Source organism: Sphingopyxis sp. MC1, from assembly GCF_000371385.1.
Lineage (GTDB): Bacteria > Pseudomonadota > Alphaproteobacteria > Sphingomonadales > Sphingomonadaceae > Sphingopyxis > Sphingopyxis terrae.
Map to the genome: position 1 here is coordinate 197,927 of NZ_AOUN01000002.1, position 25,807 is coordinate 223,733.

Genomic DNA, 25,807 nt, shown 5'->3' on the forward strand with positions numbered 1-25,807 from the left:
GGCTTTTCGTTTCAGTTGAGGCGCTGGCTGACCGACAGCGCATGCGCGGGAAGTCCCTCGGCACCGGCAAGCGCGACCGCTGCGGGTCCGATGGCCGCAAGGCTCGCTTCGTCGAGCGCCAGGAAGCTGGTGCGTTTCATGAAGTCCGTGACCGAAAGCCCGCTCGAAAAACGGGCGCGGCGTCCGGTCGGGAGGACGTGGTTGGGCCCGGCGACATAGTCGCCGATCGCTTCGGGAGTCTGGCGGCCAAGGAAGACCGAACCCGCATGGCGCACGCGCGCGAACAGCGCGTCGGCCTCGGCAGGATCGACCGCGAGCTCCAGATGTTCGGGCGCCAGCCGGTCGCAGAGCGCGATGGCATCGGTCAGGCGCGGCACGACGATGATCGCGCCATTGTCCGCCCAGCTTACCCGCATCGTCGCCGCGGTGCTCAGCGTCGGGATGATCGCGGCGACCGCGTCGGCGACCGCATCGGCAAAGGCGCCATCGTCGGTGAACAGGATCGACTGACTCGTCGGGTCATGTTCGGCCTGGCTCAAAAGGTCGGCGGCGATGACGTGCGGCGCGTTGCGGTTGTCGGCGACGACGACGATCTCGCTCGGCCCGGCGACCATGTCGATCCCGACGACGCCGTAAAGCTGGCGCTTCGCCTCGGCCACCCAGGCGTTGCCGGGGCCGGTGACGACATCGACCGGCGCGATCCGGTCGGTGCCATGGGCGAGCGCCGCGATCGCCTGCGCGCCGCCGACGCGCCAGATTTCGTCTACTCCGCCGATATGCGCCGCCGCCATCACGACGGGATTGGTTTCGCCGCCGGGCGTCGGCGTGACCATCACGATCCGCTCGACCCCCGCGACCTTGGCGGGCAGGATGTTCATCAGCACCGACGACGGATAGGCCGCGCGGCCGCCGGGGACATAGACGCCCGCGGCATCGACCGCACGCCAGCGCGCGCCGAGCCGGGCGCCCGCGGCATCGCGATAATCGCGGTCCTCGGGCAATTGCGCGGCGTGATAGGCCCGGATGCGCGTCGCCGCGAGATCGAGCGCGCTCCGCAATTCGGGTGCCAGCGCGGCATAGGCCGCGGCACAATCCTCGGCGGTGATGCGCCATCCGCTGCTGTCGAGGTCGAAGCGATCGAAGCGCGCGGTATAATCGGTCAGCGCCGCGTCGCCTTCGGCCTTTACGCGCGCGATGATCGCCGCGACATCGGCCGACACGTCCGACGCACTCTCGCGCCGGTCGTCGACCAGCGCATCGAACGCGGCGGCAAAGCCGGGGTCGGAGGCGTCAAGCCGCCGCATCGCGAACGGCCTCGCGGAATTTCTCGACCAGCGCCGGCACCTCGGCCGAGCGCAGCTTGAACGCCGCGCGATTGACGATGAGCCGCGCCGAAACCTCGCTGACGATCGTCTGTTCGGCGAGCGCGTTTTCGACCAGCGTCCGCCCCGTCGACACAAGGTCGACAATGTGCGACGCCAGCCCCAGCTTCGGCGCAATCTCCATCGCACCGTTCAGCTTGATGCATTCGGCCTGGATACCCTGCCCTTCGAACCAGCGGCGCGTCGTCGCGGGATATTTGGTCGCGACGCGGATATGGCTTTCGCCAAGCCCCGGCGGCGCGCTGCCTTCGGGGCCAGCGAGCGACAGGCGGCAATGACCGATGCCGAGGTCGACCGGCGCGTACAGCTCCGAATAGTCGAACTCGTCGACGACGTCCGACCCCACGATGCCGAGCTGCGCCGCACCATGCGCGACGAAGGTCGCGACATCGAAGGCGCGCACGCGGATCAGCGAGATATGCGGCTGGTTCGTCGCAAACACGAGCGCGCGGCTCTTCTTGTCGAAGAAGTCGGCGGCCGGCTCGATGCCCACACGGGCGAGCAGCGGCAGCGCCTCGTCGAGGATGCGTCCCTTGGGGATGGCAAAGATGATCGGTTCGGGCATAAGCGAGGGCGCACATAAGCGCCAGCGGGAGAAAGGGCAATGAGCGAGCGGTACAAGTTCGTCGACATGAACGAAACCGGACCAGGCGCCGTCCGCACCGCTTTTGCCAATCAGGTCGCCTATTGCCGCGCGGCCGAAGCGCCGATCACGGCGCGCATCGTCGCCGCCGTCGCGACGCTCCTCGACCGGCCCGAAACCGGCTTCGCACGCCGCATCGCGGACTGGCCCGGCGCACCGCTTGCCGACGCGCTGCCGCTGCGCGCCGCCGACGGCCTTCACGCGCTGCACCTCTCGGGCGCCGCCGACGATCTCGCGCCGATCTATGCCGACGCCGAGGACATCAACGATGCCGCCATCGTGGCGGGCGTGGTGCGACGGCACGAGGCGGCGCTGCTGCCATGGCTCGACGGCCCGCCGCAGACCAACGAGGCGGGTCGGTCGGCCAATTTCATCGCCGCGATGCTGTGGCTCGCCGATCAGGGCCTTCCGCCGCGTTTCGAGTGCCTGGAAATGGGGTCGAGCGCGGGGATCAACCTGATGCTCGACCGTTATCATTACGACCTCGGCGGCGTTCAGGTCGGCCCCCAGCCCGGCGTCATGGCCTTCACCCCCGACTGGCAGGACCGCCATCCGCCGCAGCATGCGATCGAAATCGCATCGACAAAGGGATGCGATGTCGCCCCGGTGGACCTCACCGATCCGGCGCAGGCGCTGCGCCTCAAAGCCTTCATCTGGCCCGAACATGCCATTCGCTTCGCGCGAATCGAGGCGGCAATCGCTGCCGCCGAAGCGCGGCCACCCGACCTCGTGCGCATGAACGCGGCCGATTTCGTCGAACAGGAACTGGTGAAGCCGCAGGCCGCGGGGACGACGCGCCTGCTGATGCACTCGATCGTCTGGCAATATGTCCCCGCCGACCAACAGGCGCGCATCACCGCCGCGATGGAAGCGGCGGGCGCGCGCGCGACCGCCGACCGGCCGCTCGCCTGGGTCGCGCTCGAGGCGAATCGCACCGTTCACGGCCACGAACTTGTCGTGCGCCACTGGCCGGGCGGCGCGGCGCCGGTGATGCTGGCGCGCGCGCACCCGCATGGCGCGTGGATCGAGTGGTTGGTGTAACCCCGCACTTTCCGTAAACGTAAAGTGATTGCGCGGGCCGCCGCGACGCGATAGGCATATGCCATGTTTTTCGGCTTCCTCGACGAGCTTCGCGCCGCGGGCATTCCCGCCAGCCTGAAAGAGCATCTGATGCTGCTGGAGGCGCTCGACCGCGAGGTGATCGATCGCAGTCCCGAACAATTTTATTATCTCAGCCGCGCCATCTATGTGAAGGACGAAGGGCTGCTCGACCGCTTCGACCAGGTCTTCAACAAGGTCTTCAAGGGGCTGCTCACCGATTACGGCCAGAACCCCGTCGACATCCCCGAGGAATGGCTGAAGGCCGTTGCCGAGAAATATCTGACGCCCGAGGAGATGGAGGCGATCAAGTCGCTCGGCGACTGGGACGAGATCATGGAGACGCTGAAGAAGCGGCTCGAAGAACAGCAGAAACGCCACCAGGGCGGCAACAAGTGGATCGGCACGGGCGGCACATCGCCCTTCGGCAATTCGGGCTATAATCCCGAAGGCGTGCGGATCGGCGGCGAAAGCAAGCACAAGCGCGCGCTGAAGGTGTGGGAAAAGCGCGAGTTCGCCAATCTCGACAACACCAAGGAACTCGGCACCCGCAACATCAAGATCGCGCTGCGCCGCCTGCGCAAATTCGCGCGCGAGGGGGCCGCCGACGAACTCGACATTCCCGGCACGATCGAAGGGACCGCGCGGCAGGGCTGGCTCGACATCCGTATGCGTCCCGAACGGCGCAATGCGGTCAAGCTGCTGCTTTTCCTCGACGTCGGCGGATCGATGGACCCGTTCATCAAGCTGTGCGAGGAATTGTTCAGCGCCGCGACGAGCGAATTCAAGAATCTCGAATTCTTCTATTTCCACAACTGCCCCTATGAAGGCGTGTGGAAGGACAACAAGCGCCGCTGGTCCGAACGCACGCCGATGTGGGATATCCTCCACAAATATGGCCATGATTATAAGCTGGTCTTCGTCGGCGATGCCTCGATGAGCGCCTATGAAATCACCCATCCGGGCGGCAGCGTCGAACATTTCAACGAAGAATCGGGCGCGGTGTGGATGCAGCGCATGACGCACGTCTATCCCGCCGCCGTTTGGCTGAACCCCGTTCCTTCGGCGCAATGGGGCTACACCCAGTCGGTGAAGCTGATCAAACAGTTGATGAATGACCGCATGTACCCGCTGACACTGGCGGGGCTCGACGACGCGATGCGCGAGTTGACGCGCAAGCATTGAGCCACGGTTTTCTTTAATCGTCATTGCGAGGGCCGAAGGCCCGTGGCAATCCAGAGCCTGCGTCAACCGCTCTGGATTGCTTCGCTCCGCTCGCAATGACGAGAAACTAGGCCACGAATGATCGACCTCCCCCTCGTCACCATCCTTCTGCTCACCGGCTTCATCAACCTGATCGGTGCGCTGGCCTATGCCGCGCGCATCGCTGGCGTGCGGACGCGGCGAATCGCGATGTCATTCGCGCTGTTCAACATCCTCGTGCTCTTTTCGCGCACCTCGAACAGTTTTCTCGGGCCGTTCCTCGCGAAGCGGATCGAAACGCGCATCCATGACGGCAGCGGCGCCTCGCTGTTCCTCGACATGCAATTGGTGCTGGCGGCGGCAAGCGTCGCGACGCTGCTCGGCATCCTGCTCGTTCCCACCGGCCAACGCATGTTCGCCGCGGCGATCGGCTGGTACCAGAACAACCGCTCGACGACGCGGCTCGCGATGAAGGCGGTCAGCCCGAGCGGCCTGCGCACGATGCGTCAGTCGCTCCGACTGCCCAGCCTTGGCCACCTCAAGGTCTGGCGCATGCCCAAGGGGATTGGTTGGAGCGTCCTGATCGCCAACTGCCTCGCGCAATCGCTCCTCGCGGTCGGCGTCGTCGCGTCGCTTTATGCGGGCTATCTCGCCCCCGAATTCCGCGTCACCGCTTCGCAGCTTTCGGCGCTCATCAACGGTTTCGCGACGATCCTGCTCTTCGCCTTCATCGACCCGCAGCTGTCGGTGATGACCGACGACGCGGTCGAAGGCAAAGTCGACGAGGGCGATTTCCGCCGCGCGATCACCTTCATCTCGCTGAGCCGGCTCGCCGGCACGATCCTAGCGCAGGCGCTGTTGCTACCCGCTGCGACGCTCATCGCCTACGTCTCCGTGCATGTCTGACGCACCGATGCGGCACAGCCGCTTTCACGCCGTCCGCACGCGGCTCGAGGCGATGGCGGTCGAGCCGGGACCGCGCGGTTGGTTCCTCGAATTTCTGGTGTTCGGCTTCAAACAGGGTTGGGCGTGCCTGTTCGGCGCGCTGATGCTCGCGCTTTTGCTCGGCACCCATCTATTCTGGCCCGATAGCGCCCCGATCCACCGCTATGACGCGATCACCATCGGCGCGGTGCTGATCCAGCTCGGCATGCTCGCGTTCCGGCTCGAGACACCGCGGGAAGCGATCGTCATCCTGATGTTCCACATCGTCGGCACGGTGATGGAATTGTTCAAGACCGCCGCGGGGTCATGGCAATATCCGGAAGGCAGCCTGCTCCACATCGGCGCGGTGCCGCTGTTTTCGGGCTTCATGTACGCCGCGGTCGGCAGCTATATCGCGCGCGTCTGGCGCATCTTCGATTTCCGCTACACCTTCTATCCGCCGATGTGGACGAGTTACGCGCTGGCGGCAGCGATCTATGTCAATTTCTTCGCGCACCACTGGCTGCCCGACATCCGCTGGCTGCTGTTCGCGGCGACCGCTTTGCTCTTCTGGCGTTGTCAGGTGTGGTTCCGCCCCTTGCATAAGCACCGCCGCATGCCCCTGCTCGTCGGCTGGGGGCTCGTCGCGCTGTTCATCTGGTTCGCCGAGAATATCGGCACCTTCGCGCGCGCCTGGACCTATCCCAGCCAGGCCGATGGCTGGCACATGGTCGGGGTCGAGAAACTGGGCAGCTGGTATCTGCTGATGATCATCAGCTTCGTGCTGGTCAGTCTGGTGCAGCGACCGAAGGGGCCCCGACGCCAGATGATATCGTCGTCGCCCGCGAAGACGTGAGCCGCGGGCCGTCTACACCGCGATGCCAAGTGGCAATCCATTGGCTCTCTTCGTCATCCCGGCGAAGGCCGGGATCTCACCCTATCGGAGTAACGCACCGGCGAGATCCCGGCCTTTGCCGGGATGACGGTGGAATCCAATTGCTCCCTGCCCCTAGCCGAACGGCTGATCGATCGAGGGCGGCGGTTCGCTGAACCATTTCGGGCCGCTGTCGGTCATGTAGAAGCAATCTTCCAGCCGGATACCGAACTCGCCGGGGATATAGATGCCGGGTTCGTTCGAAAAGCACATGCCCGGCGCCAGCTTCGTGGTTTCGCCGCGCACCAGATTGACCGGTTCATGCCCGTCGAGGCCGATCCCGTGGCCCGTGCGATGCGACGTGCCGGGCAGGCGATAGCCCGGCCCCCAGCCGAGCTTCTGATAATAGGCGCGCACCGCATCGTCGACCGTTCCCGCCGCCGCACCGATCCGCGCCGCGGCGAAGGCGACGTCCTGCCCCTTGCGCATTTCGTCCCACACCTGCCGCTGGCGCGGGCTCGCCTTGCCGTAGACGAAGCTGCGCGAGATGTCGGACTGATAGCCGTGCACGGTCGCACCGCAGTCCATCAGCACCACCTCGCCCGCCTTCACCGCCTGCGGCTTGCCCGATCCGTGCGGATAGGCGCTCGCTTCGCCGAGCAGGATCAGCTCGAATTCGCTGTTGCCGCCCAGCGCACGCGTCGCGGCGCGCATGATCGCGCCGATGTCGGCCGGGGTCATTCCCGCCTCGATCCGCGGCGCGGTGTGGCGATAGGCGGCGATGGTGATGTCGCTCGCGACCTGCATCAGCGCGAGTTCGGCCGCCGACTTGATCATCCGGCAACCGCGCACGACCGGCGCACCATTGACGACGCGCGCCTCCGGCATCGCCTTTTGCAGTCCGTCGACCGCGAAATAGCGCACCGTCTCCTCGACGCCGACCCGGCCCTTGGCAAGTCCGCGCTTCGCCAGCCAGTCGGAAACGAAGCGGAGCGGATTTTCATCCTCGTTCCAGGTCAGAACATCGGCGGGAACGCCCAGGCTTTCGCGCACCGACGGTTCCTCGAAAAAAGGCGTGACGATCGCCACTTCGCCCTCGCGCGTCAGCACCGCGGCGGTCAGCCGCTCGCTCCGCCACCATTCGACCCCGGTGAAATAGATAAGACTCGACCCCGGCTCGATCAGCAGCGCGCCGATATCGTTCGCGCGCAACAGCGCCGCCGCCTTCGCAATCCGCGCCTTGCGCTCCTCGGCGCCGATCGGGACGGCCTTCGCGGCGAGGTTGGGAAGGCCGGCGGTGTCTGCAGCGAACGCGGAAACCGGCATACTCGCCGCCAATCCGGTCAGCGCCGCCGTACCCAGAAATTGCCGCCGCTGCATCGCCATCGCCTTCCCCCTAATATATCATCAAATCCGCAATCTCCTCGCGCCACGCCGCCTCGTCGGGCAGCGCCAGCGCGTCGAGGTCGCCCGGCGCTGCCGCCGCATCATCGACCCACAGGCGCAAGTCCGGCCCGCCGTTGATCACGTCGATCGCGAGCACATCGTCGGTATATTCATATTTGAAATCCTTGCCGCGCCAGATCGGATAATCGGGATAGAGCGCGCGGATCGCCTTGAAACCCAGCGCCTGCACGCGCCACGGGCGGAAGGCCGCATGGTCGTACCACGGGCCGTCGGCGTGGATATGGATGCCGCTGTTGAGCTGTCCCTTATGCTTGTGAAAGGTCGGCTCGAACCAGATGTCGCGCAGTTTGCAGCCCGTCAGCCATTCGGGGGCGAGCCGGTGCATCTCCGCGATCACCGCCCGCGCATCGATGTCGGGCGCGCCGAAGAGTTCGAGCGGGCGCGTCGTCCCCCGCCCCTCGCTGAGCGTCGCGCCCTCGACCATCACCGTCCCGGCATAGGCGCGCGCCATGTTGACGTTCGGCGCATTGGGGCTGGGGTTGATCCACGCACGGTCCTGCGGCCAGCCGAAGCCCGGCCCGTCGGGCTGCCACCCCTCCATCGCGATGACGCGATAATCGACGTCGAGGCCGAAGTGGCGAAGGAACCAGTGCCCCATTTCGCCCAGCGTCAACCCGTGGCGCATCGCCATCGGCCCCGCACCGACGAAGCTTTCCCACCCGGCGCGCAGCAGCGTGCCTTCGACCGGGCGCCCCGCGGGGTTCGGCCGGTCGAGCACCCACACCGCCTTGCCGTGCGCCGCCGCGGCCTCGAGGATGTAGAGCAAGGTGGTGACATAGGTGTAGATGCGGCAACCCAAGTCCTGAAGATCGACGAGCATCACGTCGAACGTGTGCATCGCCTGCCCGGTCGGCCGCCGCACTTCACCGTAGAGGCTGAACACCGGCATGCCATAGGTCGGATCGGTGAAGTCGGGCGACTCCATCATATTGTCCTGCAGGTCGCCGCGCACGCCATGCTGCGGCCCGAACACCGCGGTGACATTCACCCCCGCCGCGACCAGCGCGTCGATGCTGTGCGTCAGGTCGGCCGTCACCGACGCGGGATGCGCGAGCAGCGCGACGCGGCGCCCCTCGAGCGGTTTGCGAAGCGCCGGATCGGCGAGCAGGCGGTCGATGCCAAATGTCACGGTCATGCTGCGCCGGGTGCCCCAAGCGTCAGTTGAAAGCAATCGGGATGATGGAAGTCGGGCTTGCCGGGCGGGTGCCGCAGCGCCCAATAGCTTTTGGTGCCGTCCAGCTCCTCGATCACCGCCGACAGCGCGAGCCTGCTGCCGCGATCGGGATAGATGCCCGGTTCGATACGCAGGATATAAAGCGCGGCGCCGCGCTCGCACGTCATGTCCCACGGTGCCAGATCGTCGCTTTTCAAGAGCGAGCGATAGTCGTCGAATTGATAACAGGCCCAGCGGCCATCGGGCGCATAGTTGAATTCGGTATAGTCGGGCTGTCCCTCTTCGGTCAGAAACGCCTCGAAGCAGCTGCTCTGCCACAGTCCGTCGGTCGCCGTGTCGGCGATGACGAGCTGGCCTTCGCAGGGCGGCAGCACCAAGGCGCCGATATCGCCCTCGACCCCGAAGCGCAGCGAAAAACCGTCTTCGAACGACAGCGCCACCTCCGCCCACACCGCGCGCACCGCTTTCGCGGGCGTCCCGGGGTGACAGATCAAGTGACGCCGTTCACCGGACTGCACCGCCATTCAGTCCTCTCCCGTTCGTCCTGAGCTTGTCGAAGGACCGTTCTTTCCTCTCGCCAACCGCGAAATTTGCAGCCAGTCGCCACGAATGAGTGCCATTTTCTTCGCTCTGCTCCACCCTTTTATGCGACGCTCGGCCTCCAACGCCTCCATCCGTGTCGAGAAGTCCTGGCTCCACACGAGCGCAACCGGCAATTTGTCGGAAGTAAATCCAGCTACCGCGCCCGATGCATGCTGCGCCATCCTCCGTTCCAGATCATCCGTGTGGCCGGTATAGAAAGCGCCGCCTCGACAGTGCAACATATAGGTCCAAAAGCGCATTGCCCGATGTAGAAGGAAGGGCGGCCCTTCGACAAGCTCAGGGCGAACGGGTTTGGGTTGTTTTCATCGGATAGGACGCATGCTATGCGCCCGCCCGCCATGACGAACTATAAATCCGACCTGCTGCGCCTGCTCGACGAGCGAGGCTATATCCATCAGATGACCGACGCGGAAGGGCTCGATGCGCTTGCCGCCAAACAGGTCGTCCCGGGATATATCGGCTTCGACGCGACCGCGCCCAGCCTGCATGTCGGCAGTCTCGTCCAGATCATGATGCTGCGCCGCCTGCAACAGACGGGGCACAAGCCGGTCGTGCTGATGGGTGGCGGGACGACGCGCATCGGTGATCCCACGGGGCGCGACGAGAGCCGCAAGATGCTATCGGACGAAACGATCGCTGCGAACATCGCGTCGATCCGCACGATCTTCGAACCCTTTCTGATCTTCGGCGACGGCCCGACCGACGCGGTGATGGTCGACAATCAGGACTGGCTGGGCAAGCTCGGCTATATCGAACTGCTTCAGGAAGTCGGCACCCACTTCACGATCAACCGCATGCTGACCTTCGATTCGGTCAAGCTGCGGCTCGAACGCGAACAGCCGATGACCTTCCTCGAATTCAACTACATGATCCTTCAGGGGTACGACTTCCGCCATCTGTCGAAGGCGATGGACGTGCGGCTCCAGATGGGCGGATCGGACCAGTGGGGCAATATCGTCAACGGCATGGAGCTCGGTCGCCGCATGGACGGCGCCGAACTCTTCGGGCTGACGACTCCGCTGCTGACGACCGCTGCGGGGGCCAAAATGGGCAAAACTGCCGCCGGCGCCGTCTGGTTAAATGCCGATCAACTGTCCCATTTTGACTATTGGCAATATTGGCGCAACTGCGACGACCGTGACGTCGGCCGCTTCCTGAAGCTGTTCACCGACCTTCCGCTTGCCGAGATCGCGCGGCTCGAAGCGCTCGAAGGCGCCGAGATCAACGAAGCGAAAAAGATCCTCGCCAACGAAGCGACCGCGCTGTGCCGCGGCGCCGATGCGGCTAAGGCTGCGGCGGAAACCGCGACGCAAACCTTTGAAAAGGGACACATCGGCGGCGACCTGCCGCGCGTCGCGGCCCCGGCCGAAGGGATCGGCATCCTGAACGCGCTGCGCGAAATGGGTTTTGCGGCGTCGAACAAGGAGGCGCGCCGCAAGCTCGACGAGGGGGCGGTGAAGGTCGACGGCACGGTGATCCGCGACCCCCATTATCTGGTCGTGCCCGGCGAAAACGATGTGCCGGTCAGCTTGGGGGCAAAGAAGCACGGGCTCGTCACGCGCTGAATCCGCAAAAAAGCGTTTACGGATTCTTCAGCAATCGCGATGATCTTCTCCGGCAAACCACAAAGGTCCGGGACGTATGCGTAAGATTGACACGAGCAAAGCCCACTATGTCGGGCTCGACCAGCGAATTGCTCCGCGCAGCGACGTTTACTGTCGCCTGCCCTTCGTGCTGCCCGACGGGCGGCAGGAAATGTGCACCTGCGTCAACATCAGCGCCGACGGCTTGCTGATGCGCTACGAGCGCGGGCTGGAGCCAGGCGATCTGGTCGTGTTCCGCATGCCCATCATCGGCCGCACGGCGGCAAAGGTCGTCTGGTCCCTCGGCGGCAAGACCGGTGTGCAGTTCGAAAAATCGATCACCGCCGAAGATTATCTGCCGATGATCCGCGCCATGGGCGCCCGCGGCGACGTAAACTAACGCTTCCCGATAGCGTCGCCCCCGCGTAGGCGGGGGCCGTTGGAGGCCTGTCTCCTCGTCGTTGCGTAAACTGCCAGCGGCCCCCGCCTGCGCGGGGGCGACGCTTGCTCACCCACTCCGCAGCAGCGGCACCGCCGCATCGCGCTCGAACAGATACAGGCAAAGCCGCACCGCTTCGCCGCGCGCGCCTTCCATCCCGCCGTCGCGTTCGACGAACAGCCGCGCATCGTCATGCGCCACCGACAAGAGGCGAATGAGCTGCTCGGGCGTCGCCAGCCGATAGTCGGCGTCGCCCGACTGCTTGAGCCCCAGCAATTCGCCGCCGCCGCGCAGTTCCAGATCCTTTTCGGCGATCACGAAGCCGTCGTTCGTCTCGCGCATCAACGCGAGCCGCTCGCGCGCCGTTTCGGACAGCGTCTGCGATCGCAGCAGCAGGCACACCGACTTCGCCGTGCCGCGTCCGACGCGGCCGCGGAGCTGGTGGAGCTGGGCCAGCCCGAAGCGGTCCGCATGCTCGACGATCATCAGGCTGGCGGCGGGGACATTGACCCCGACCTCGATCACCGTCGTCGCGACGAGGACGCCGATCTCGCCCGCTTCGAACCGCGCCATGACGTCATCCTTGTCCGGCCCTTTCATGCGGCCATGGACCAGCCCGACGCGCGCCTCGCCGAAACGGGCGCGGAGCAGCGCGGCGCGATCTTCGGCCGCGGCCAGTTCGCTCGCCTCGCTCTCGGCCACCAGCGGGCACACCCAATAGGCCTGCGCGCCGCTCGCCAGATGCCGGGCCAGGCCGTCGATCACTTCGTCGAGCCGGTCGACCGACACGACGCGCGTATCGACGGGCGTCCGCCCCGGCGGCATTTCGTCGAGCCGCGATACGTCCATCTCGCCATGGTTGGCGAGCAGCAGCGTGCGCGGGATCGGCGTCGCGGTCATCACCAGCAGATGCGGCGGACGCGCCGCCTTGTTCGTCAGCATCAGCCGCTGGGCAACGCCGAAACGGTGCTGTTCATCGACCACGACGAGCGACAGATCGCGGTAGCTTACCGCGTCCTGAAAGATCGCATGCGTTCCGACCAATATGTCGATGCTGCCGTCGGCAAGGCCCATCAGCGTCGATTCGCGCGCCCGCCCCTTGTCGCGGCCGGTCAGGATGGCGAGATTGACGGGGAGCCCGGCGAGCATCGATTGCAAGGTCGCATAATGCTGGCGGGCCAGAATCTCGGTCGGCGCGAGCAGCGCCGCCTGCGTTCCCGCTTCCACCGCCGCCAGCATCGCGCGCAGCGCGACAAGCGTCTTGCCCGATCCGACATCGCCCTGCAGCATGCGCAGCATCGGCGTGTCCTGCGCCATGTCGCCGGCGATCTCGCGCCCGACGCGCTCCTGCGCGCCGGTCAGGCCAAACGGCAGCCGCAACGCATCGACCAGCCGCCCGTCGCCGCGCACCGCCCTCCCCCGCCGATTGCGCAATCCCTGCCGGATCAGCATCAGCGCGACCTGACTGGCGAATATCTCGTCATAGGCGAGCCGGTCGCGTGCCGCTTCGTCGCGCGGGCTAGCGTGGGCGCGTTCCATCGCATCGCGCCACGCCGGCCAGTTGCGGCTCGCCAGCAGCGGCGCGTCGATCCATTCGGCAAGTTCGGGTCGCCGCTCGAGCGCCACCGCCGCCAGCTGCGACAGCCGCGCATTGGTCAGCCCTTCGGTCAGCGGATAGACGGGTTCATGTTCCGCAATCCCGGCCTCATCCCCCGGTTCGGCGACATGGTCGGGGTGCACGATCTGGCGCATATCGCCATAAAGATCGAGCCGCCCCGACACCCGGCGCGTCTCCCCCAGGGGGAACAGCTTGCGCGCCAGACCCGACGTGCGCCCGAAATAGACCAGCCGCACATGGTCGCCCGCCGCGTCGAACGCCTCGACCCCGAAGGGCGCGCGCGGGGATCGGCCGGGGCGGTAATCCTGCGCGGTCAGGTCGACGATGATCGTCTGTCCCGCCTGCGCCTGATCGAGCCGGTCGACGGGCACGCGCGAGATGAGGCCGGTCGGGAGATGGAACAGCACATCGACGACGCGCTCCAGCCCCAGCCGCGCCAGCGGCTTGGCAAGCTGCGGACCGACACCCTTGAGGTCGGTCAGCGCAGCAAAGAGCGGGTTGAGGATTTCGGGTCGCATGGCTAGGGCGTGTCTAGCCTCGTCTTTCCGTTCGTGTCGAGCGAAGGAAACCCAACCTCTCTTCCGTTTGTGCTGAGCTTGTCGAAGCACCGACCTTATTTCCAGCGGCGGAAAGAGAGAACAGCCCTTCGACAAGCTCAGGGCGAACGGTGAGTGGGGGCGATGTCCGTTTTCACTTCATCGCTTGCGCGATTAAAAGGCCCGCCATGCAAGACCGCCTCAAACGCCTGAAATTCCGCGCCTGGCACCGCGGCACGCGTGAGGCCGATTATATGATCGGCGGCTTCTTCGATCGCTATGCAGCGGTGTGGGGCGAAGACGAAATCGCGTGGTTCGAAGCCGTCGTCGAAGAGGATGACGTCGACATCATGGCGTGGGCGCTCGGCACCGGGCACCCGCCCGCGCATCTCGACCGGCCGGCAATGATCGCCGCGATGCGCCGGCTGGACTATATTCCGCTGCCATGACCCGTCCTTCCGCCGACATTTTCGCCGCCATCGCGTCGGCGTCGGCACCGCTGACGCTCGCGCGCACCGCGGACGGCTTCCTGCCGCTGCTGCTCGCCGATCTGGCGCGCGCCAGCGACAAGCGGCTCGTCTATGTCGCGACCGACGATACCGCGATGCAGGCGGTCGCCGATGCCGCGCCTTTCTTTGCGCCCGACCTGGTCGTCCATCGCTTTCCCGCCTGGGACTGCCTGCCCTATGACCGCGCCGGGCCATCGATGCGCGTCAGCGCCGACCGGCTCGCCACGCTGTCGGCGCTGCAGGCGCCGCCGAAGCGCGGCGAACTGATCCTGACCACCGTCGCCGCGATCACCCAGCGCACCCTCACGCCCTTCCGCATCCGCCAGCTCGCGACCACGCTCGCACCGGGGCAGCGGATCGATCGCGACGCGCTTGCCGAACTGCTCGTCGCCAACGGGTTCAACCGCGTCGATACGGTCGCCGATCAGGGCGAATTCGCGGTGCGCGGCAGCCTCGTCGACCTTTTCCCCGCCGGCGAGGACGCGGGGCTGCGCGTCGATTTCTTCGGCGACGAGATCGAGAGTATCCGCCGCTTCGATCCCGCCGACCAGCGCAGTCTTGGCCCCGCCAAGTCGCTGCAACTGCTTCCTGCGGCCGAAACGCTGCTCGATCAGGACACGATCAAGCGCTTCCGGTCGAGCTACCGCGAGATGTTCGGCGCGCAGGCAACCGGCGATCCGCTCTATCAGGCGGTCAGCGAGGGCCGGCGGCAGGCGGGGATGGACCATTGGCTGCCGCTGTTCGAGGAACGGCTAGCGACGCTGTTCGACCATATCGACCCCGCAACCCCGGTGCTGCGCGGCCACCGCACCGACGCGACGGCGGAGACGCGCTTCGATGCCATCACCGACTATCATGCGAACCGCGTCGCCGCCGAGCGCGAGCAGGCGGGCAGCTATCGCCCGCTCGCCCCCGACACGCTCTATCTGACCTCGAGCGAGTGGGCGGCTGCCGAGCGCGACCGGCCGGTGCATGTCGTCTCCCCCTTCGATGTCCCGCCCGCGCCGAGCGTCATCGATCTCGAAAGCTTTGCCGCCCGCGATTTCACGCCCGAGCGCGCGGCCGACCTCAACGTCTATGACAAGGTCGCCGACCATCTGTCGGACGAACGCCGCAAGGGCCGCCGGACGATTATCGCCAGCTATTCGGCGGGCGCGCGCGACCGCTTGTCGGGGCTGCTCAGGGACCATGGCGTCAGCGCGCTTGCCTCCGCCGACAGCTGGCAGGAAGCACTCGGCACCGCTTCGGCCGATGCCGGCGGCGCGACCGCAATGGTCGTCCTTCCGCTCGACCACGGCTTCGCGAGCGACGCGATCAGCCTGCTCACCGAACAGGATATTCTCGGCGAAAGGCTGGTACGTCGTCAAAAGCGCCGCAAAAGCGCCGACGCCTTCCTCGCCGAACTCGCGACGCTCAGCGTCGGCGATCTCGTCGTCCACCTCGATCATGGCATCGGCCGCTACGAAGGGCTGACGTCGATCCCGGTCGGGAAAAGCCCGCACGATTGCGTCGCGCTCACTTATGCGGGCGGCGACAAGCTCTACGTCCCCGTTGAAAATCTGGACGTCCTCTCGCGCTACGGCGGCGAGAGCGACGGGGTTGCGCTCGACAAGCTCGGCGGCGAGGCATGGCAGCGCCGCAAGGCGCGGATGAAAGAGCGCATCCGCGAAATCGCTGGCGAACTGCTCGCGACCGCAGCGCAGCGCGCGCTCCGCCCCGGCGAAGTGCTGGCGCAGGACGCCGCTTATCCCGCTTTTGCCGACCGTTTCCCCTACCAGGAAACCGACGATCAAGACCGCGCGATCGGCGACGTGCTGGAGGATATGGCGTCGGGCCGCCCGATGGACCGGCTCGTCTGCGGGGACGTCGGTTTCGGCAAGACCGAGGTTGCGCTCCGCGCCGCCTTCGTCGCGGCGATGGCGGGGGTGCAGGTCGCGGTGGTCGTGCCGACGACCTTGCTCGCGCGCCAGCATTACACGAACTTCGTCGAGCGTTTCAAAGGCTTCCCGGTCAACATCGGCCGCCTGTCGCGTCTCGTGCCCGCGGGCGAAGCGCAGAAAACGCGCGACGGCCTCGCCAGCGGGCAAATCGATATCGTAGTAGGCACCCACGCGGTGATCGCTAAATCGGTGGAATTCCGAAATCTCGGCCTCGTGATCGTCGACGAAGAACAGCGTTTCGGCGTCGTCCACAAGGAACGGCTGAAGCAGCTCAAGGCCGACGTCCATGTGCTGACGCTGACGGCGACGCCGATCCCGCGTACCTTGCAGATGGCGATGTCGGGGCTGCGCGAACTCAGCGTCATCCAGACGCCCCCGGTCGACCGTCTGGCGGTGCGCACCTATGTCGCGCCATGGGATCCGGTGGTGATCCGCGAAGCCCTGCTGCGCGAGCATGACCGCGGCGGCCAAAGCTTCTTCGTCACCCCGCGCATCAAGGATCTGCCCGACATCGAGGAGTTCCTGCGCACCCGCGTCCCCGAAATCAAATATGTCGTCGCACACGGCCAGATGGCACCCGGCGAAGTCGAAGAGCGCATGAGCGCCTTCTACGATCGCAAATATGACGTGCTCGTATCGACCACGATCGTCGAAAGCGGCCTCGACATTCCGAGCGCCAACACCTTGATCGTGCACCGCGCCGACCGTTTCGGCCTTGCCCAGCTTTACCAGCTCCGCGGCCGCGTCGGCCGGTCAAAGACGCGCGCCTACGCGTACCTCACGACGCCCGAGGGCGGCGCGATCACCGACACCGCCGAAAAGCGGCTCAAGCTGCTCGGCGATCTCGACACCTTGGGGGCCGGCTTCCAGCTTGCGAGTCACGACCTCGACATTCGCGGCGCCGGCAATCTCGTCGGCGACGAACAGTCGGGACATATTCGCGAAGTCGGCTTCGAACTCTATCAATCGATGCTCGAAGAGGCGATCCTCGTCGCCAAGGCCGAAGGTGCCGGCGTCGCGCCGCCGCGCGAGGCCTTGTCGCCCGTTATCACGGTCGATGCGCCGATCCTTATCTCTGAAGATTATGTGCCCGATCTGCCGCTACGCATGGCGCTCTATCGTCGCCTCAACGAGGCCAAGGACCGTACCGGGCTCGACGGTTTCGCGGCGGAGATGATCGACCGCTTCGGCCCGCTGCCGCCCGAAACCGCGAACCTCATCCAGCTTATGGAGATCAAGGCGAACGCGAGGGCGGCTGGCATCGCCAAGCTCGACGTCGGCACCAAGGGCGCCCTCGTCAGCTTCCACGGCGACCAGTTCGCCAATGTCCCCGGTCTGATCGCCTATGTCGAGCGGCTGAAGGGCCGCGCGCGCATCCGACCCGACAACAAGCTGTCGGTGAGCGGCGACTGGATCAGCGCGGGCGCGCGGCTCAACGGCGCACTGCAACTGTCGAAAGGTTTGGGGAAACTCGCACGGCAGGCGAGCTAGAACGGCCGCTATTGCGGATTTATTCGATCAGCCCCGGCAGTTCGCTTCCCGGCACCGGCCCCGATTTCAGGAAGCCCTGCCACGTCGCAACGCCCAGTTCGCGCAGCCGCTCGAGCTGGCGCTTATTCTCGACCCCTTCGGCGACGACGAGCAATCCAAGCGCCCGCGCGAGGTCGACGATCGCGCGTACCACGATGCGGTCGCGGTCGCTGCCGTCGATCGTGCGCGTAAAGCCGTTGTCGATCTTCAGATAGTCGATCGGCAGCCGGGCGAGCAGCGACAGGCTGGAATAGCCCGTTCCGAAATCGTCGATCGCGATCGCGCAGCCGAGCGCCCGGATTTGAGCAAGCTGTGCCGCTGCGCTGGCCGGATCGCTGAGCATCGCCTGTTCGGTGAGTTCGAGCGTCAGCCGGTCGGGATCGACACCAGTGGCCTTCACCATCGCCGCGAAACGGTCGGCGAAATCGGGATCGCCGAGGTCGGCGGCGGTGATGTTGAGCGACACGCGAAGCTTGCCGAGCGCGCGCGGCCAGCCGGCAATCTCGGCCAGCGCGACGCGATGCGCATGTTCGGTAAGCTCGCGTTCCATGCGGGCTGCGCGCGCCGCGGTAACCAGCGGCCCGGCGCCGAGCAGGCCGAGTTCGGGGTGTCGCCAGCGCAGCAACGCCTCGACCCCGATCATCGCTCCCGTCGCAACCTCATATTGTGGCTGATAGAAAATCGCGACCTCGTCATTGGCGAGCGCCGACTTGACCATCACCCCGTCGCGCGCCGACGCGGGGCGTGCAAGCTGGTCGGCCGCGGCGCGAAGCTGCTCCTCGACGGGTTCGTCGCGCGTGATCAGCGCCGTGACGATGCGAATCGCAAGCCGGCCATTCGGATCGCCGACCATCGGTTCGGCTAGCGCGACATGCAAAGCCCGCTCCTGCGCGCGCAGCGCTCCGAGCGATAAGGGCACCGCAGGCACGATCAGGAAGCGCGGCCCCTCGAGCCGGCCGACGAACGAGCCATGACCGAATTCGTCAGCGGCAAAGGTTTCGAGCCGGCGCGCGACTTCGTCGAGCAGCGCGTTTCCGGTCTCGGTACCGGCGCTATGGTTGATTCGGGCGAGCTGGTCGACCTGGACCAGAATGACGCCCGCATCGGCGCCGTGCCGACCGTGGAGATTTTCAAGGTGCCGAACGCTTTGTGCGTTCGTGTCAACTGTGCGATTCATTGGCGCCCCCTAGCAGGCTTTGCTTGCCAATCTCTTCCCTTTTGCACCATCATTCAGGCGATGGCCGCAAATTCCGCCCCGCCTGTCGCTCCACTCACCGACGGTCACGGTCGGCGCATCACCTATTTGCGCCTGTCCGTTACCGATCGCTGCGACCTCAGATGTCGGTATTGTATGGCCGAGGAGATGCAGTTTCTGCCTCGATCCGCGGTCCTCAGTATAGAAGAAATGGGCGCACTTGCCGAACGCTTTGTTGCGCGCGGCGTCCGCCGTATCCGCCTCACCGGCGGCGAACCGCTCGTACGGCGCGGAATCGATCTGCTCGCGGCGCGGCTCGGCGCGCTCATCGGCCGCGGGCTCGACGAACTGACGCTGACCACCAACGGCATGCGGCTGGCCGACCATGCTTCGACGCTTGTCGAAGCAGGGATTCGCCGCATCAACGTCAGCCTCGACACGCTCGACCCTGACGCCTTTCGCCACATTACGCGCGTCGGCGAACTCGCTACGGCGCTGCGCGGCATCGCCGCAGCCCGGGCCGCCGGGTTGGCGGTGAAGATCAACATGGTCGCCTTGGCGGGGCTCAACGAAGATCAGCTTTTTCCGATGCTCGACTGGTGCGCGGCGAACGGCTGCGATCTGACGCTCATCGAGACCATGCCGCTGGGCGAGGTCGCCGATGACCGCAGCGATCATTATATTCCGCTCCACCATTTCATCGCGCCGCTACGCGCCGATCGCGCGATCTTTCCGGTCGATCGCTACACCGGCGGCCCGGCGCGCTATTTCGGGATCGAGGACAGCCCGGTCACACTCGGCCTCATCACCCCGCTCAGCGATAATTTCTGCACCAGTTGCAACCGCATCCGCCTGACGGTCGAGGGGCGCATCTATATGTGCCTCGGCCAGGACGACCATGTCGACCTGCGCGCCGCGCTGCGTGAAGGGGGCGATGTCGATGGCTTGATTGATGCCGCATTGGCTGGCAAACCCCGCGCGCATGACTTTCAGATCGAACGAAAGTCCACACCGGCGGTCGCGCGTCATATGAGTGCAACGGGCGGTTAGATCACGCCCCAGGGGGACCAGATGCAACGCAAGATCGCGCTCGTCGCGTCGAATGCGCCCGCGGCGATGGAGGCGGAGGCCGAGCTTCGCCCGCTCTACGATTTCGTCGAGCTTGGCGAAGCCGACATGCTCATCGTGCTCGGCGGCGACGGCTTCCTGCTGCACATGCTGCACCAGCTCCTCGATCAGCGGCGCAGTCTGCCCGTGTTTGGGATGAACCGCGGCACCATCGGCTTCCTGATGAACGAATTTCGCGTCGAAGGGCTGCTCGACCGTATCGCGAGCGCTCGCCCCTTCCTGATCCACCCACTGCAGGGCGATATCACCACGATCAGCGGCGAACGGCACATCCTGCCGGCGATCAACGAAATTTCGCTGCTGCGCGAAACGCGGCAGGCCGCGAAGCTTGAGGTGCTGATCAACGAAAAGCAGATGCTCGAGGAACTTGCCTGCGACGGCGTGCTCGTCGCGACCCCCGCGGGTTCGACCGCCTATAATCTGTCGGCGAACGGCCCTATCCTGCCGCTCGAATCCGAAATGCTCGCCCTGACCCCGATCAGCCCGTTCCGCCCGCGACGCTGGCGCGGCGCGCTGGTTCCCGAATCGACGCGCATCCGTTTCAACGTCCGCGAAGCGGCCAAGCGGCCCGTCAGTGCGGTCGCCGACCAACGCGAAATCCGCGACGTGAAGACCGTGCTCGTCACCACCGACCGAAGCCGGCCGCTCACGCTGCTCTTCGATCCCGATCAGGGACTCGACGAACGTATCGCGATGGAACAATTCATCGTTTGACCGCTTGCGTGGCCGCCGGGCGCGGCTAGCATCGCCCTTTCACATGAATGGGGGAATTTCATGCGTCTGACCATGCTTGCTCTTTTGCCATTGCTCGCGCCGCAGCCGGCCTTCGCCGAATCGTGGCGGCTTGCCGCCTATTCCAACAGCGCGCCGCAGCTTGTTTATCTCGTCGATATCGATTCGGTGCAGCGGTCGGGCACCACCGTCACCTTTCGCCAGCAGACGCTCTACGAAAGCACGACCGATACGCGCGATTTCGACCGCACGATGACCACGCGGCAGGCCGACTGTGGTTCGAACACGTCGTTCATGCGCGACAGCAGCTTTTACGTCGCCGGCAAATATCTGGATACCGAAGCGGGGCCGTCGGACACGACCACCGCGCAGTCGGGATCGGTGCTGCGGCAGTTGGTCGATACGGTCTGCGGCCGCTCGGACTATTTCTCGCCCATCCTCCCGGCGCCCGAAAGCTGGGTGCGCGAAAAATTTCGGACGGGCTTCTGAACTATCCGTAAAAATTGCCGTACAACCCCCTTGCAAAATGATCCGCATGGCGGCAAAGGGGCCGCCTTGCCCGCCTCGGCGGGCTGCTCCTCGGTAGCTCAGCGGTAGAGCAATCGACTGTTAATCGATCGGTCGTAGGTTCGAATCCTACCCGGGGAGCCATTCACTTAAATCGCTGAAGCGGGAAGCCGAACCGGACGACAAGCCGATGTTCGTCCAGTATCGCGCCTCCAGATGTGCCGCCTATCGCGTCTGCCGGCGATATTCTTGCGGCGTCATGCCGGTGTCAGCCTTGAAGGCTCGGTTGAACGGGCCGATCGATCCGAATCCGCAATCCAGTGCAATCGTCAGGATCGGCAAGTGGGCGAGCGCCGGATCGACCAAGCGGCGCTTTGCCTCTTCGATGCGGTAGCCGTTCACCATCTGATTGAAATTGGGGTAGCCAAGCGCGCCGGTAATGCACTGGGTCACCTTATATTCGGGTTCGCCGGTGAGTCGTGCCAGGTCGGCAACGCGCAGATCGGCCTCCGCGTAGAGACTGTTCTCGCGCATGAGCGTGATCAACTGCGCTTCGAGCCGGGGGTCCGACGCAACGGGTTTCCGCGAAGCGCGCGCCTTCGGATCGACGAGCGGATGCCGTTTCCGATGGCCGAGGGCCAACCCATAGCCGAACACCGCCGCGATCGCGCAAACGACCTTGACCGGAATGCTTAGTTGGGATGCGGTCGACCCGTCGGGCGCCCCGTCGACAGCCAGGACCGCCACCGCCAATATGGCTGCGTAGATGCCTGAATACAGGATGCGGAAGCGCCGTTCGGATTTGTCGCTTTGTTCGCGCAGATCAAGCAACGGCGCGGCCACCGCCATAAGCAGCATGGCGGAACTGCCTAATCTGGCAAGATTATCCAGGATCCTGAGGGGCATGCCGTCTGCCGGCACTAGCGATGTCACAGCGGATGCGATCATCACCATCAGCACCGCGGCGATCGGCCACCAGTCGCCTCGGGACGGAGATTCACGCCGGAAAAGCGATCGGGTTGCCAGCCACGACCATCCGCATGTCGCATTGCCAAGGATCGCAACAGCATCGACGGCCATACCCAGCCGCGATGCCAGCACGGACTTGAGGCAGAATGCGAGCGACGCACAACAAAAAGCCGCGCCGTAGAGAAGCGAAATGTCGATCCTCATCGGGTCCGGTCGCTGCGAACGAATGCCAGGCTGCAAAATCGACGCCATCAACGCAGAACCCTTAAAGACTCCGAACAGAAACCACGACGCTCACCGGGTCGGTTGGCCTCGCATGCCCCCCATCGGCAATCGCACCCTGCAACAAATAAACCGCGGGGGGCGATCGGCAAGCATATTCGGCGACCCGCTAGCCTGTGCGGCGGATCCGATGCCGAAATTCCATCGGCAATGTGAGGCAATCGACGCAAAAAACATCGCCGAATTCCAAACCGGCAAGACGAGCAGCGCCAAAATGACCGATCCGGCGGGTGGCCCGAGCGGAAACTGGGACGAAGGAGGGATGGCCGACCGGCCCGCCTCTTTGCAACGACCCGACGATCCGTGGCCGCACATATTTTGGACATAACAAGGTCATGCGATGAAAAGCCTCACCGACGCCCCGGTCCCTACCCGCCTCAAGCTGTCGACGCTCTGGACAGCAACAATGTTCTGCTATGTCTATGGCGACTATTTCGGCCTCTACGCCGAAAACAAGCTGGCATCGATGGCGCAGGGAAACATCGGGCCGCTTGGACCCGCAACCCCTGAAACGCTGGTTGCCGTTTCGCTGATGATGGCGATTCCCGCGCTGCTGATCGCGGCGACGCTCTATCTCCCGGCGGCGATTTGCCGCTGGAGCAATATCGCCTTCGGCCTTTTGTATACCGCTATCATGGCGATGACGCTGCCGGGTGCCGCGCCATTCTACATCACTCTGGCGGTCATCGAAATGGCGCTCACCGCCGCGATCGTCATCGCCGCCTGGACGTGGGCCACCGCCGAGGGAGGATCGGAATGAGCGCGGACTCTTCGCACGCCCGCCTCGCCGGATTCCTGTATCTGGGAACGATAGGCTTTGGCGTCTACGCAGAAGTCGTCGCCCGCGGCGCCTTGATCGTGCGCGGCGATCCTGCCGCAACGGCACAAGCCATCTTTGCATCGGGATCGACGTTCCGGATCGGGATGATCGCCGATCTCGCGATGCTGGGTTGCTATATCGGCGTCACCATCCTTCTGCATGGCATCTTCCGCAAAAGAGCGCCCTTGGCCTCGGCAACAGCCGCTTCTTTCAGCCTGATCGGCATCGCGATGCTCGCATGCGATACGCTGCTGTCGGCAATGATATTGCGGCTGCCGGATTTGGGGCAGCCGTCGTCATCGCTCGCCGATTGGGTCTATCTGCTGCTGCGCGTGCATGGCGACGGCTACAAGGTCAGCCTGGTCTTCTTCGGGGCCTATTGCCTGCTGCTGGGTTGGCTCATCTGGTGCGGACGCGCGATGCCGAGAGTTGTCGGCCTGCTCGTCGCTGCGGCAGGTGCATGCAACCTCGTCAACAGCCTCGCCTGGCTCGGAGCGCCGCTCTGGGCGGCGCAGCTTCCGCAATATTTCACCCTCCCGACCCTGCTCGGCGAACTGGCGCTGGCACTGTGGTTGCTGGCGTTCGGCATTCGCGAGCGCGAGGCGTAGCATGCGAGTACAGAGCCACGCCGTTATGCCCGAGCAAAGCCGATGAGCGCGCTCGACAAGCGAGGCGAATTCGTGCGCGACCGAAATACGCCTTTCGAAAGCCCGCACGCGGCGTCGCTCCGCGACGCGCTCCGCGCCAAGGAGAATTCCAAACTGCTCATTGTGGTCGCTGACGACGGGCAGGCGATCGCGCAGATTCGGGCGCTGGCGTCGGCCTGCGTCGAAATCGACGACCATGCCGATGCCGACGCCTATTCCGCAAACTGGTCAGGCGAACCGGACATGAAAGGACTGCGGGACGGTCTAACGCAAAGGCAATTCGAAATTGCCCTGGGCGTCATGCGCGGCCTGTCGAACAAAGGCATCGGCCGCGAACTCGGCATTTCGCATTTTACCGTCCGCAACCATTTGTCGCGGATGTTGCTGCTCCTCGGCCTTTCGTCCCGTCAGGAGCTTGGCGACTATCTGCGCGCGCGATTATTTCGGCCGACGTAGCGGCTCCATGGGCTGGATCACGTAGCGCGCCCAGACATAGCGCCACGGCATGAAGATATAGGCGAGCACGATCCCGATACAGTCCTGGAAAAGCGCTTCGATATCTTGCGTCCATTTGCCCGCCAGCCAAGCCCGAAAGGCGATCAGCAGAAGCCAGATCGTCTTCCACGCAACCTCATAGATCATCAAAGGCAGCATCTGGATCGGATATCGCACGCCGAGCAGGCTAAGGAGCGCGAGCGCCCCCAACATCGATCGGGCCAGACCCTGCTGAACCGGAATGTCCGCGGATTCGAAGATGAGCCGGTACCAGACGAAGCTGCCCATGAAGCCCGCCATCAACAGGAATACGAGGCGAATGACATTGATCCGCCACGTGGCGATCAGCGGGAAAGATGGCTGTTGTCCGTTTTGCATATTGGATTGGCCCCTCCTGTCTTCGACCAGCGAAGTGCTGGGAAGAACGGCATTGTTGACGTCGCTGCCCGAACGGACAGACCCCAGATATGAAGCAGCGTCCTCCGAAGGCGTCTCGCCGGTTTGGAAAACGGCGATGCTTTTCCGGTTCCACCGCTACCGGGACGCTAATCCGCCGAAGTATCGGCTACGAAAGCCCTGATTTCGGTATATATGCGTTCGACATCTTCAAGCTCGGGGAAGTGACCAAGATCCTCATATTCAGCGATGCGGCTAGCTGGATGGTCGCATAGCCAGAGGCTCGATTGCCGATCGGTTTCGCGGTGCGAGCCGTCGCTGTTGCCCCAAATGGCGAGCGCGGGCTGGCTCACCCGTTTCATTGCGGGCTCCTTGTCCGGCAAGTAGTTCTGAAACGCCGTCGCCATCGCCCAGGCCCCGCCGTGATGCAGCGCATCTGTCGCGCATCCGCAGAGACCGGTCAGAGCCTCCTGCTGGCCCACGGCGAGCTTCAGCCAAAGCGGCGCGCGCGCAAGCGCCAGTTTCCGCATCGCGATCTGGCCGAGAAATGGCTTTGCCAAGATATTCTTCGGATCGCGCGCCATCTTCCAGCGTATCTCTTCGGGCCAGCTCGGTGTCTGTATCTGGACCAGGTGCGATACGCGTGACGGGTATCGGCCCGCAATATCGAGCGCGCCCAAGCCGGAAACGCACGAAAAGGCGAGTATCGCCGGTTCCTCTGCGATCAGCCGGATGAACTCCGCGATCGTATCATTCGCCTGAAAGAAACGGAAATCCTGCCAGAACCCGGGGACAGAGAAACCCATTGCGGGCAGTTCGAACACGATCGCCCGGAAGTCCGCGCTGTATATTTCCAAAAGCCGGTCATAGGCCTCGAGCGTTACCGGAGGGTCGGCGGCGAATATGATGGGGCGCCCATACCCCGCCGCGCGGTACCGGAAGGTGACACCGCCCGCCTCGACAAAGGCAATGTCTTCCCGCGTTCGGGAAGGCCAACCTTCACGGAAGGCCCGGGCCCGCTTGCCGGAACCAATCGTGTCGAGCCTTGCGGCCATCCATTTCAACATATGTCGCCTCGTCCATGCGCTGCCGTGCCGACCCGCTGGTCGATAC

The 25,807-nt window shown here is 64.9% G+C and carries 26 protein-coding genes and 1 tRNA gene; 16 read left to right on the forward strand and 11 right to left on the reverse strand.

Going from position 1 to position 25,807, the window contains the following annotated elements; all coding sequences use genetic code 11:
• Positions 1–11: 11 nt before the first annotated feature.
• Positions 12–1,304 (reverse strand): histidinol dehydrogenase, encoded by a 1,293-nt coding sequence (gene hisD, locus EBMC1_RS01485; RefSeq protein WP_003039526.1) that lies wholly within the window; start codon positions 1,302–1,304, stop codon positions 12–14.
• On the reverse strand, positions 1,291–1,947 hold the full coding sequence (hisG, locus tag EBMC1_RS01490) for an ATP phosphoribosyltransferase (protein WP_003039529.1): 657 nt from the start codon (positions 1,945–1,947) through the stop codon (positions 1,291–1,293). The genes hisD and hisG overlap by 14 nt, the downstream gene beginning before the upstream one ends.
• Before the next feature lie 39 nt (positions 1,948–1,986).
• On the opposite strand from hisG, the gene EBMC1_RS01495 reads away from it, so the two are divergent.
• The 4 genes from EBMC1_RS01495 (at position 1,987) to EBMC1_RS01510 (ending at position 6,106) form a co-directional block, all read left to right on the forward strand.
• A complete protein-coding gene (locus EBMC1_RS01495; protein WP_003039533.1) occupies positions 1,987–3,066 on the forward strand; it encodes a DUF2332 domain-containing protein in 1,080 nt (359 codons plus the stop codon).
• Between the two features lie 63 nt (positions 3,067–3,129).
• Positions 3,130–4,308: a vWA domain-containing protein gene (locus tag EBMC1_RS01500; RefSeq protein ID WP_003039536.1), complete on the forward strand. Its 1,179-nt coding sequence runs from the start codon at positions 3,130–3,132 to the stop codon at positions 4,306–4,308.
• Positions 4,309–4,425: 117 nt separating this feature from the next.
• Entirely contained in the window at positions 4,426–5,232 is an 807-nt protein-coding gene (locus EBMC1_RS01505) for a lipid II flippase Amj family protein (protein WP_003039539.1), read from the forward strand.
• Complete coding sequence (locus EBMC1_RS01510) at positions 5,225–6,106, forward strand: DUF817 domain-containing protein (RefSeq protein WP_040589119.1); 882 nt, start codon at positions 5,225–5,227, stop codon at positions 6,104–6,106. Before EBMC1_RS01505 ends, EBMC1_RS01510 begins: the two co-directional genes overlap by 8 nt.
• A 153-nt stretch (positions 6,107–6,259) precedes the next feature.
• On the opposite strand, the gene EBMC1_RS01515 is transcribed toward EBMC1_RS01510, so the two are convergent.
• The 4 genes from EBMC1_RS01515 to EBMC1_RS01530 are packed head-to-tail and all read right to left on the reverse strand — an operon-like array spanning position 6,260 to position 9,607.
• Entirely contained in the window at positions 6,260–7,510 is a 1,251-nt protein-coding gene (locus EBMC1_RS01515) for a M24 family metallopeptidase (RefSeq protein ID WP_003039545.1), read from the reverse strand.
• 10 nt (positions 7,511–7,520) lie between these two features.
• Entirely contained in the window at positions 7,521–8,720 is a 1,200-nt protein-coding gene (locus EBMC1_RS01520) for an exo-beta-N-acetylmuramidase NamZ family protein (protein ID WP_040589285.1), read from the reverse strand.
• A 2-nt stretch (positions 8,721–8,722) separates the two neighbouring features.
• Positions 8,723–9,289, reverse strand: coding sequence for a DOMON-like domain-containing protein (locus EBMC1_RS01525; RefSeq protein WP_003039551.1), 567 nt, complete (start codon positions 9,287–9,289; stop codon positions 8,723–8,725).
• Positions 9,290–9,607 carry a GIY-YIG nuclease family protein gene (locus tag EBMC1_RS01530; RefSeq protein ID WP_003039554.1) on the reverse strand — a complete coding sequence of 106 codons (318 nt, stop codon included), beginning with the start codon at positions 9,605–9,607 and terminating at the stop codon, positions 9,290–9,292.
• A 99-nt stretch (positions 9,608–9,706) separates the two neighbouring features.
• Here EBMC1_RS01530 and tyrS point away from each other — a divergent pair, with 99 nt between their 5' ends.
• Entirely contained in the window at positions 9,707–10,933 is a 1,227-nt protein-coding gene (tyrS, locus tag EBMC1_RS01535; RefSeq protein WP_003039555.1) for a tyrosine--tRNA ligase, read from the forward strand.
• A gap of 76 nt (positions 10,934–11,009) precedes the next feature.
• Positions 11,010–11,351, forward strand: coding sequence for a PilZ domain-containing protein (locus tag EBMC1_RS01540; protein ID WP_003039557.1), 342 nt, complete (start codon positions 11,010–11,012; stop codon positions 11,349–11,351).
• A gap of 108 nt (positions 11,352–11,459) precedes the next feature.
• Here the strand turns inward: EBMC1_RS01540 and recG are convergent, their stop codons facing one another.
• Positions 11,460–13,526 carry an ATP-dependent DNA helicase RecG gene (recG, locus tag EBMC1_RS01545; protein WP_003039560.1) on the reverse strand — a complete coding sequence of 689 codons (2,067 nt, stop codon included), beginning with the start codon at positions 13,524–13,526 and terminating at the stop codon, positions 11,460–11,462.
• Positions 13,527–13,732: 206 nt separating this feature from the next.
• Between recG and EBMC1_RS01550 the strand changes: the two genes are divergently transcribed.
• Both EBMC1_RS01550 and mfd read left to right on the forward strand, forming a co-directional pair.
• Complete coding sequence (locus EBMC1_RS01550; RefSeq protein ID WP_003039561.1) at positions 13,733–13,993, forward strand: succinate dehydrogenase assembly factor 2; 261 nt, start codon at positions 13,733–13,735, stop codon at positions 13,991–13,993.
• On the forward strand, positions 13,990–17,484 hold the full coding sequence (gene mfd, locus EBMC1_RS01555; RefSeq protein ID WP_003039563.1) for a transcription-repair coupling factor: 3,495 nt from the start codon (positions 13,990–13,992) through the stop codon (positions 17,482–17,484). The genes EBMC1_RS01550 and mfd overlap by 4 nt, the downstream gene beginning before the upstream one ends.
• A 19-nt stretch (positions 17,485–17,503) precedes the next feature.
• Here mfd and EBMC1_RS01560 read toward each other — a convergent pair whose 3' ends face one another.
• Positions 17,504–18,700, reverse strand: coding sequence for a GGDEF domain-containing phosphodiesterase (locus EBMC1_RS01560; RefSeq protein ID WP_003039565.1), 1,197 nt, complete (start codon positions 18,698–18,700; stop codon positions 17,504–17,506).
• Positions 18,701–18,760: 60 nt separating this feature from the next.
• On the opposite strand from EBMC1_RS01560, the gene moaA reads away from it, so the two are divergent.
• The 4 genes from moaA (at position 18,761) to EBMC1_RS01580 (ending at position 21,229) form a co-directional block, all read left to right on the forward strand.
• Positions 18,761–19,768 carry a GTP 3',8-cyclase MoaA gene (gene moaA / locus EBMC1_RS01565; protein WP_040589120.1) on the forward strand — a complete coding sequence of 336 codons (1,008 nt, stop codon included), beginning with the start codon at positions 18,761–18,763 and terminating at the stop codon, positions 19,766–19,768.
• Positions 19,769–19,789: 21 nt separating this feature from the next.
• The gene (locus EBMC1_RS01570; RefSeq protein WP_003039570.1) at positions 19,790–20,560 is read left to right on the forward strand and encodes an NAD kinase; all 771 of its coding nucleotides are present in this window, start codon (positions 19,790–19,792) and stop codon (positions 20,558–20,560) included.
• A gap of 60 nt (positions 20,561–20,620) precedes the next feature.
• Positions 20,621–21,067, forward strand: a complete 447-nt coding sequence (locus tag EBMC1_RS01575) for a surface-adhesin E family protein (RefSeq protein WP_003039572.1) — start codon at positions 20,621–20,623, stop codon at positions 21,065–21,067.
• 87 nt (positions 21,068–21,154) lie between these two features.
• Positions 21,155–21,229, forward strand: a tRNA-Asn gene (locus EBMC1_RS01580).
• Between the two features lie 81 nt (positions 21,230–21,310).
• Here the strand turns inward: EBMC1_RS01580 and EBMC1_RS01585 are convergent.
• A complete protein-coding gene (locus EBMC1_RS01585) occupies positions 21,311–22,258 on the reverse strand; it encodes a helix-turn-helix domain-containing protein (RefSeq protein WP_051066291.1) in 948 nt (315 codons plus the stop codon).
• Between the two features lie 208 nt (positions 22,259–22,466).
• Here EBMC1_RS01585 and EBMC1_RS01590 point away from each other — a divergent pair, with 208 nt between their 5' ends.
• The 4 genes from EBMC1_RS01590 to EBMC1_RS17690 are packed head-to-tail and all read left to right on the forward strand — an operon-like array spanning position 22,467 to position 24,259.
• Positions 22,467–22,664 carry a hypothetical protein gene (locus EBMC1_RS01590; protein WP_003039576.1) on the forward strand — a complete coding sequence of 66 codons (198 nt, stop codon included), beginning with the start codon at positions 22,467–22,469 and terminating at the stop codon, positions 22,662–22,664.
• A gap of 12 nt (positions 22,665–22,676) precedes the next feature.
• Complete coding sequence (locus tag EBMC1_RS01595; RefSeq protein WP_003039578.1) at positions 22,677–23,096, forward strand: DUF6326 family protein; 420 nt, start codon at positions 22,677–22,679, stop codon at positions 23,094–23,096.
• Positions 23,093–23,764, forward strand: coding sequence for a DUF4386 domain-containing protein (locus EBMC1_RS01600; protein WP_003039580.1), 672 nt, complete (start codon positions 23,093–23,095; stop codon positions 23,762–23,764). Before EBMC1_RS01595 ends, EBMC1_RS01600 begins: the two co-directional genes overlap by 4 nt.
• 42 nt (positions 23,765–23,806) lie before the next feature.
• A complete protein-coding gene (locus EBMC1_RS17690) occupies positions 23,807–24,259 on the forward strand; it encodes a response regulator transcription factor (protein ID WP_003039582.1) in 453 nt (150 codons plus the stop codon).
• On the opposite strand, the gene EBMC1_RS01610 is transcribed toward EBMC1_RS17690, so the two are convergent.
• On the reverse strand, positions 24,242–24,676 hold the full coding sequence (locus EBMC1_RS01610; protein WP_003039584.1) for a hypothetical protein: 435 nt from the start codon (positions 24,674–24,676) through the stop codon (positions 24,242–24,244). The two genes, EBMC1_RS17690 and EBMC1_RS01610, sit on opposite strands and share 18 nt — an antisense overlap.
• A gap of 167 nt (positions 24,677–24,843) precedes the next feature.
• Positions 24,844–25,761 carry an alpha/beta fold hydrolase gene (locus tag EBMC1_RS01615; protein ID WP_003039587.1) on the reverse strand — a complete coding sequence of 306 codons (918 nt, stop codon included), beginning with the start codon at positions 25,759–25,761 and terminating at the stop codon, positions 24,844–24,846.
• Between the last annotated feature and the right edge of the window lie 46 nt (positions 25,762–25,807).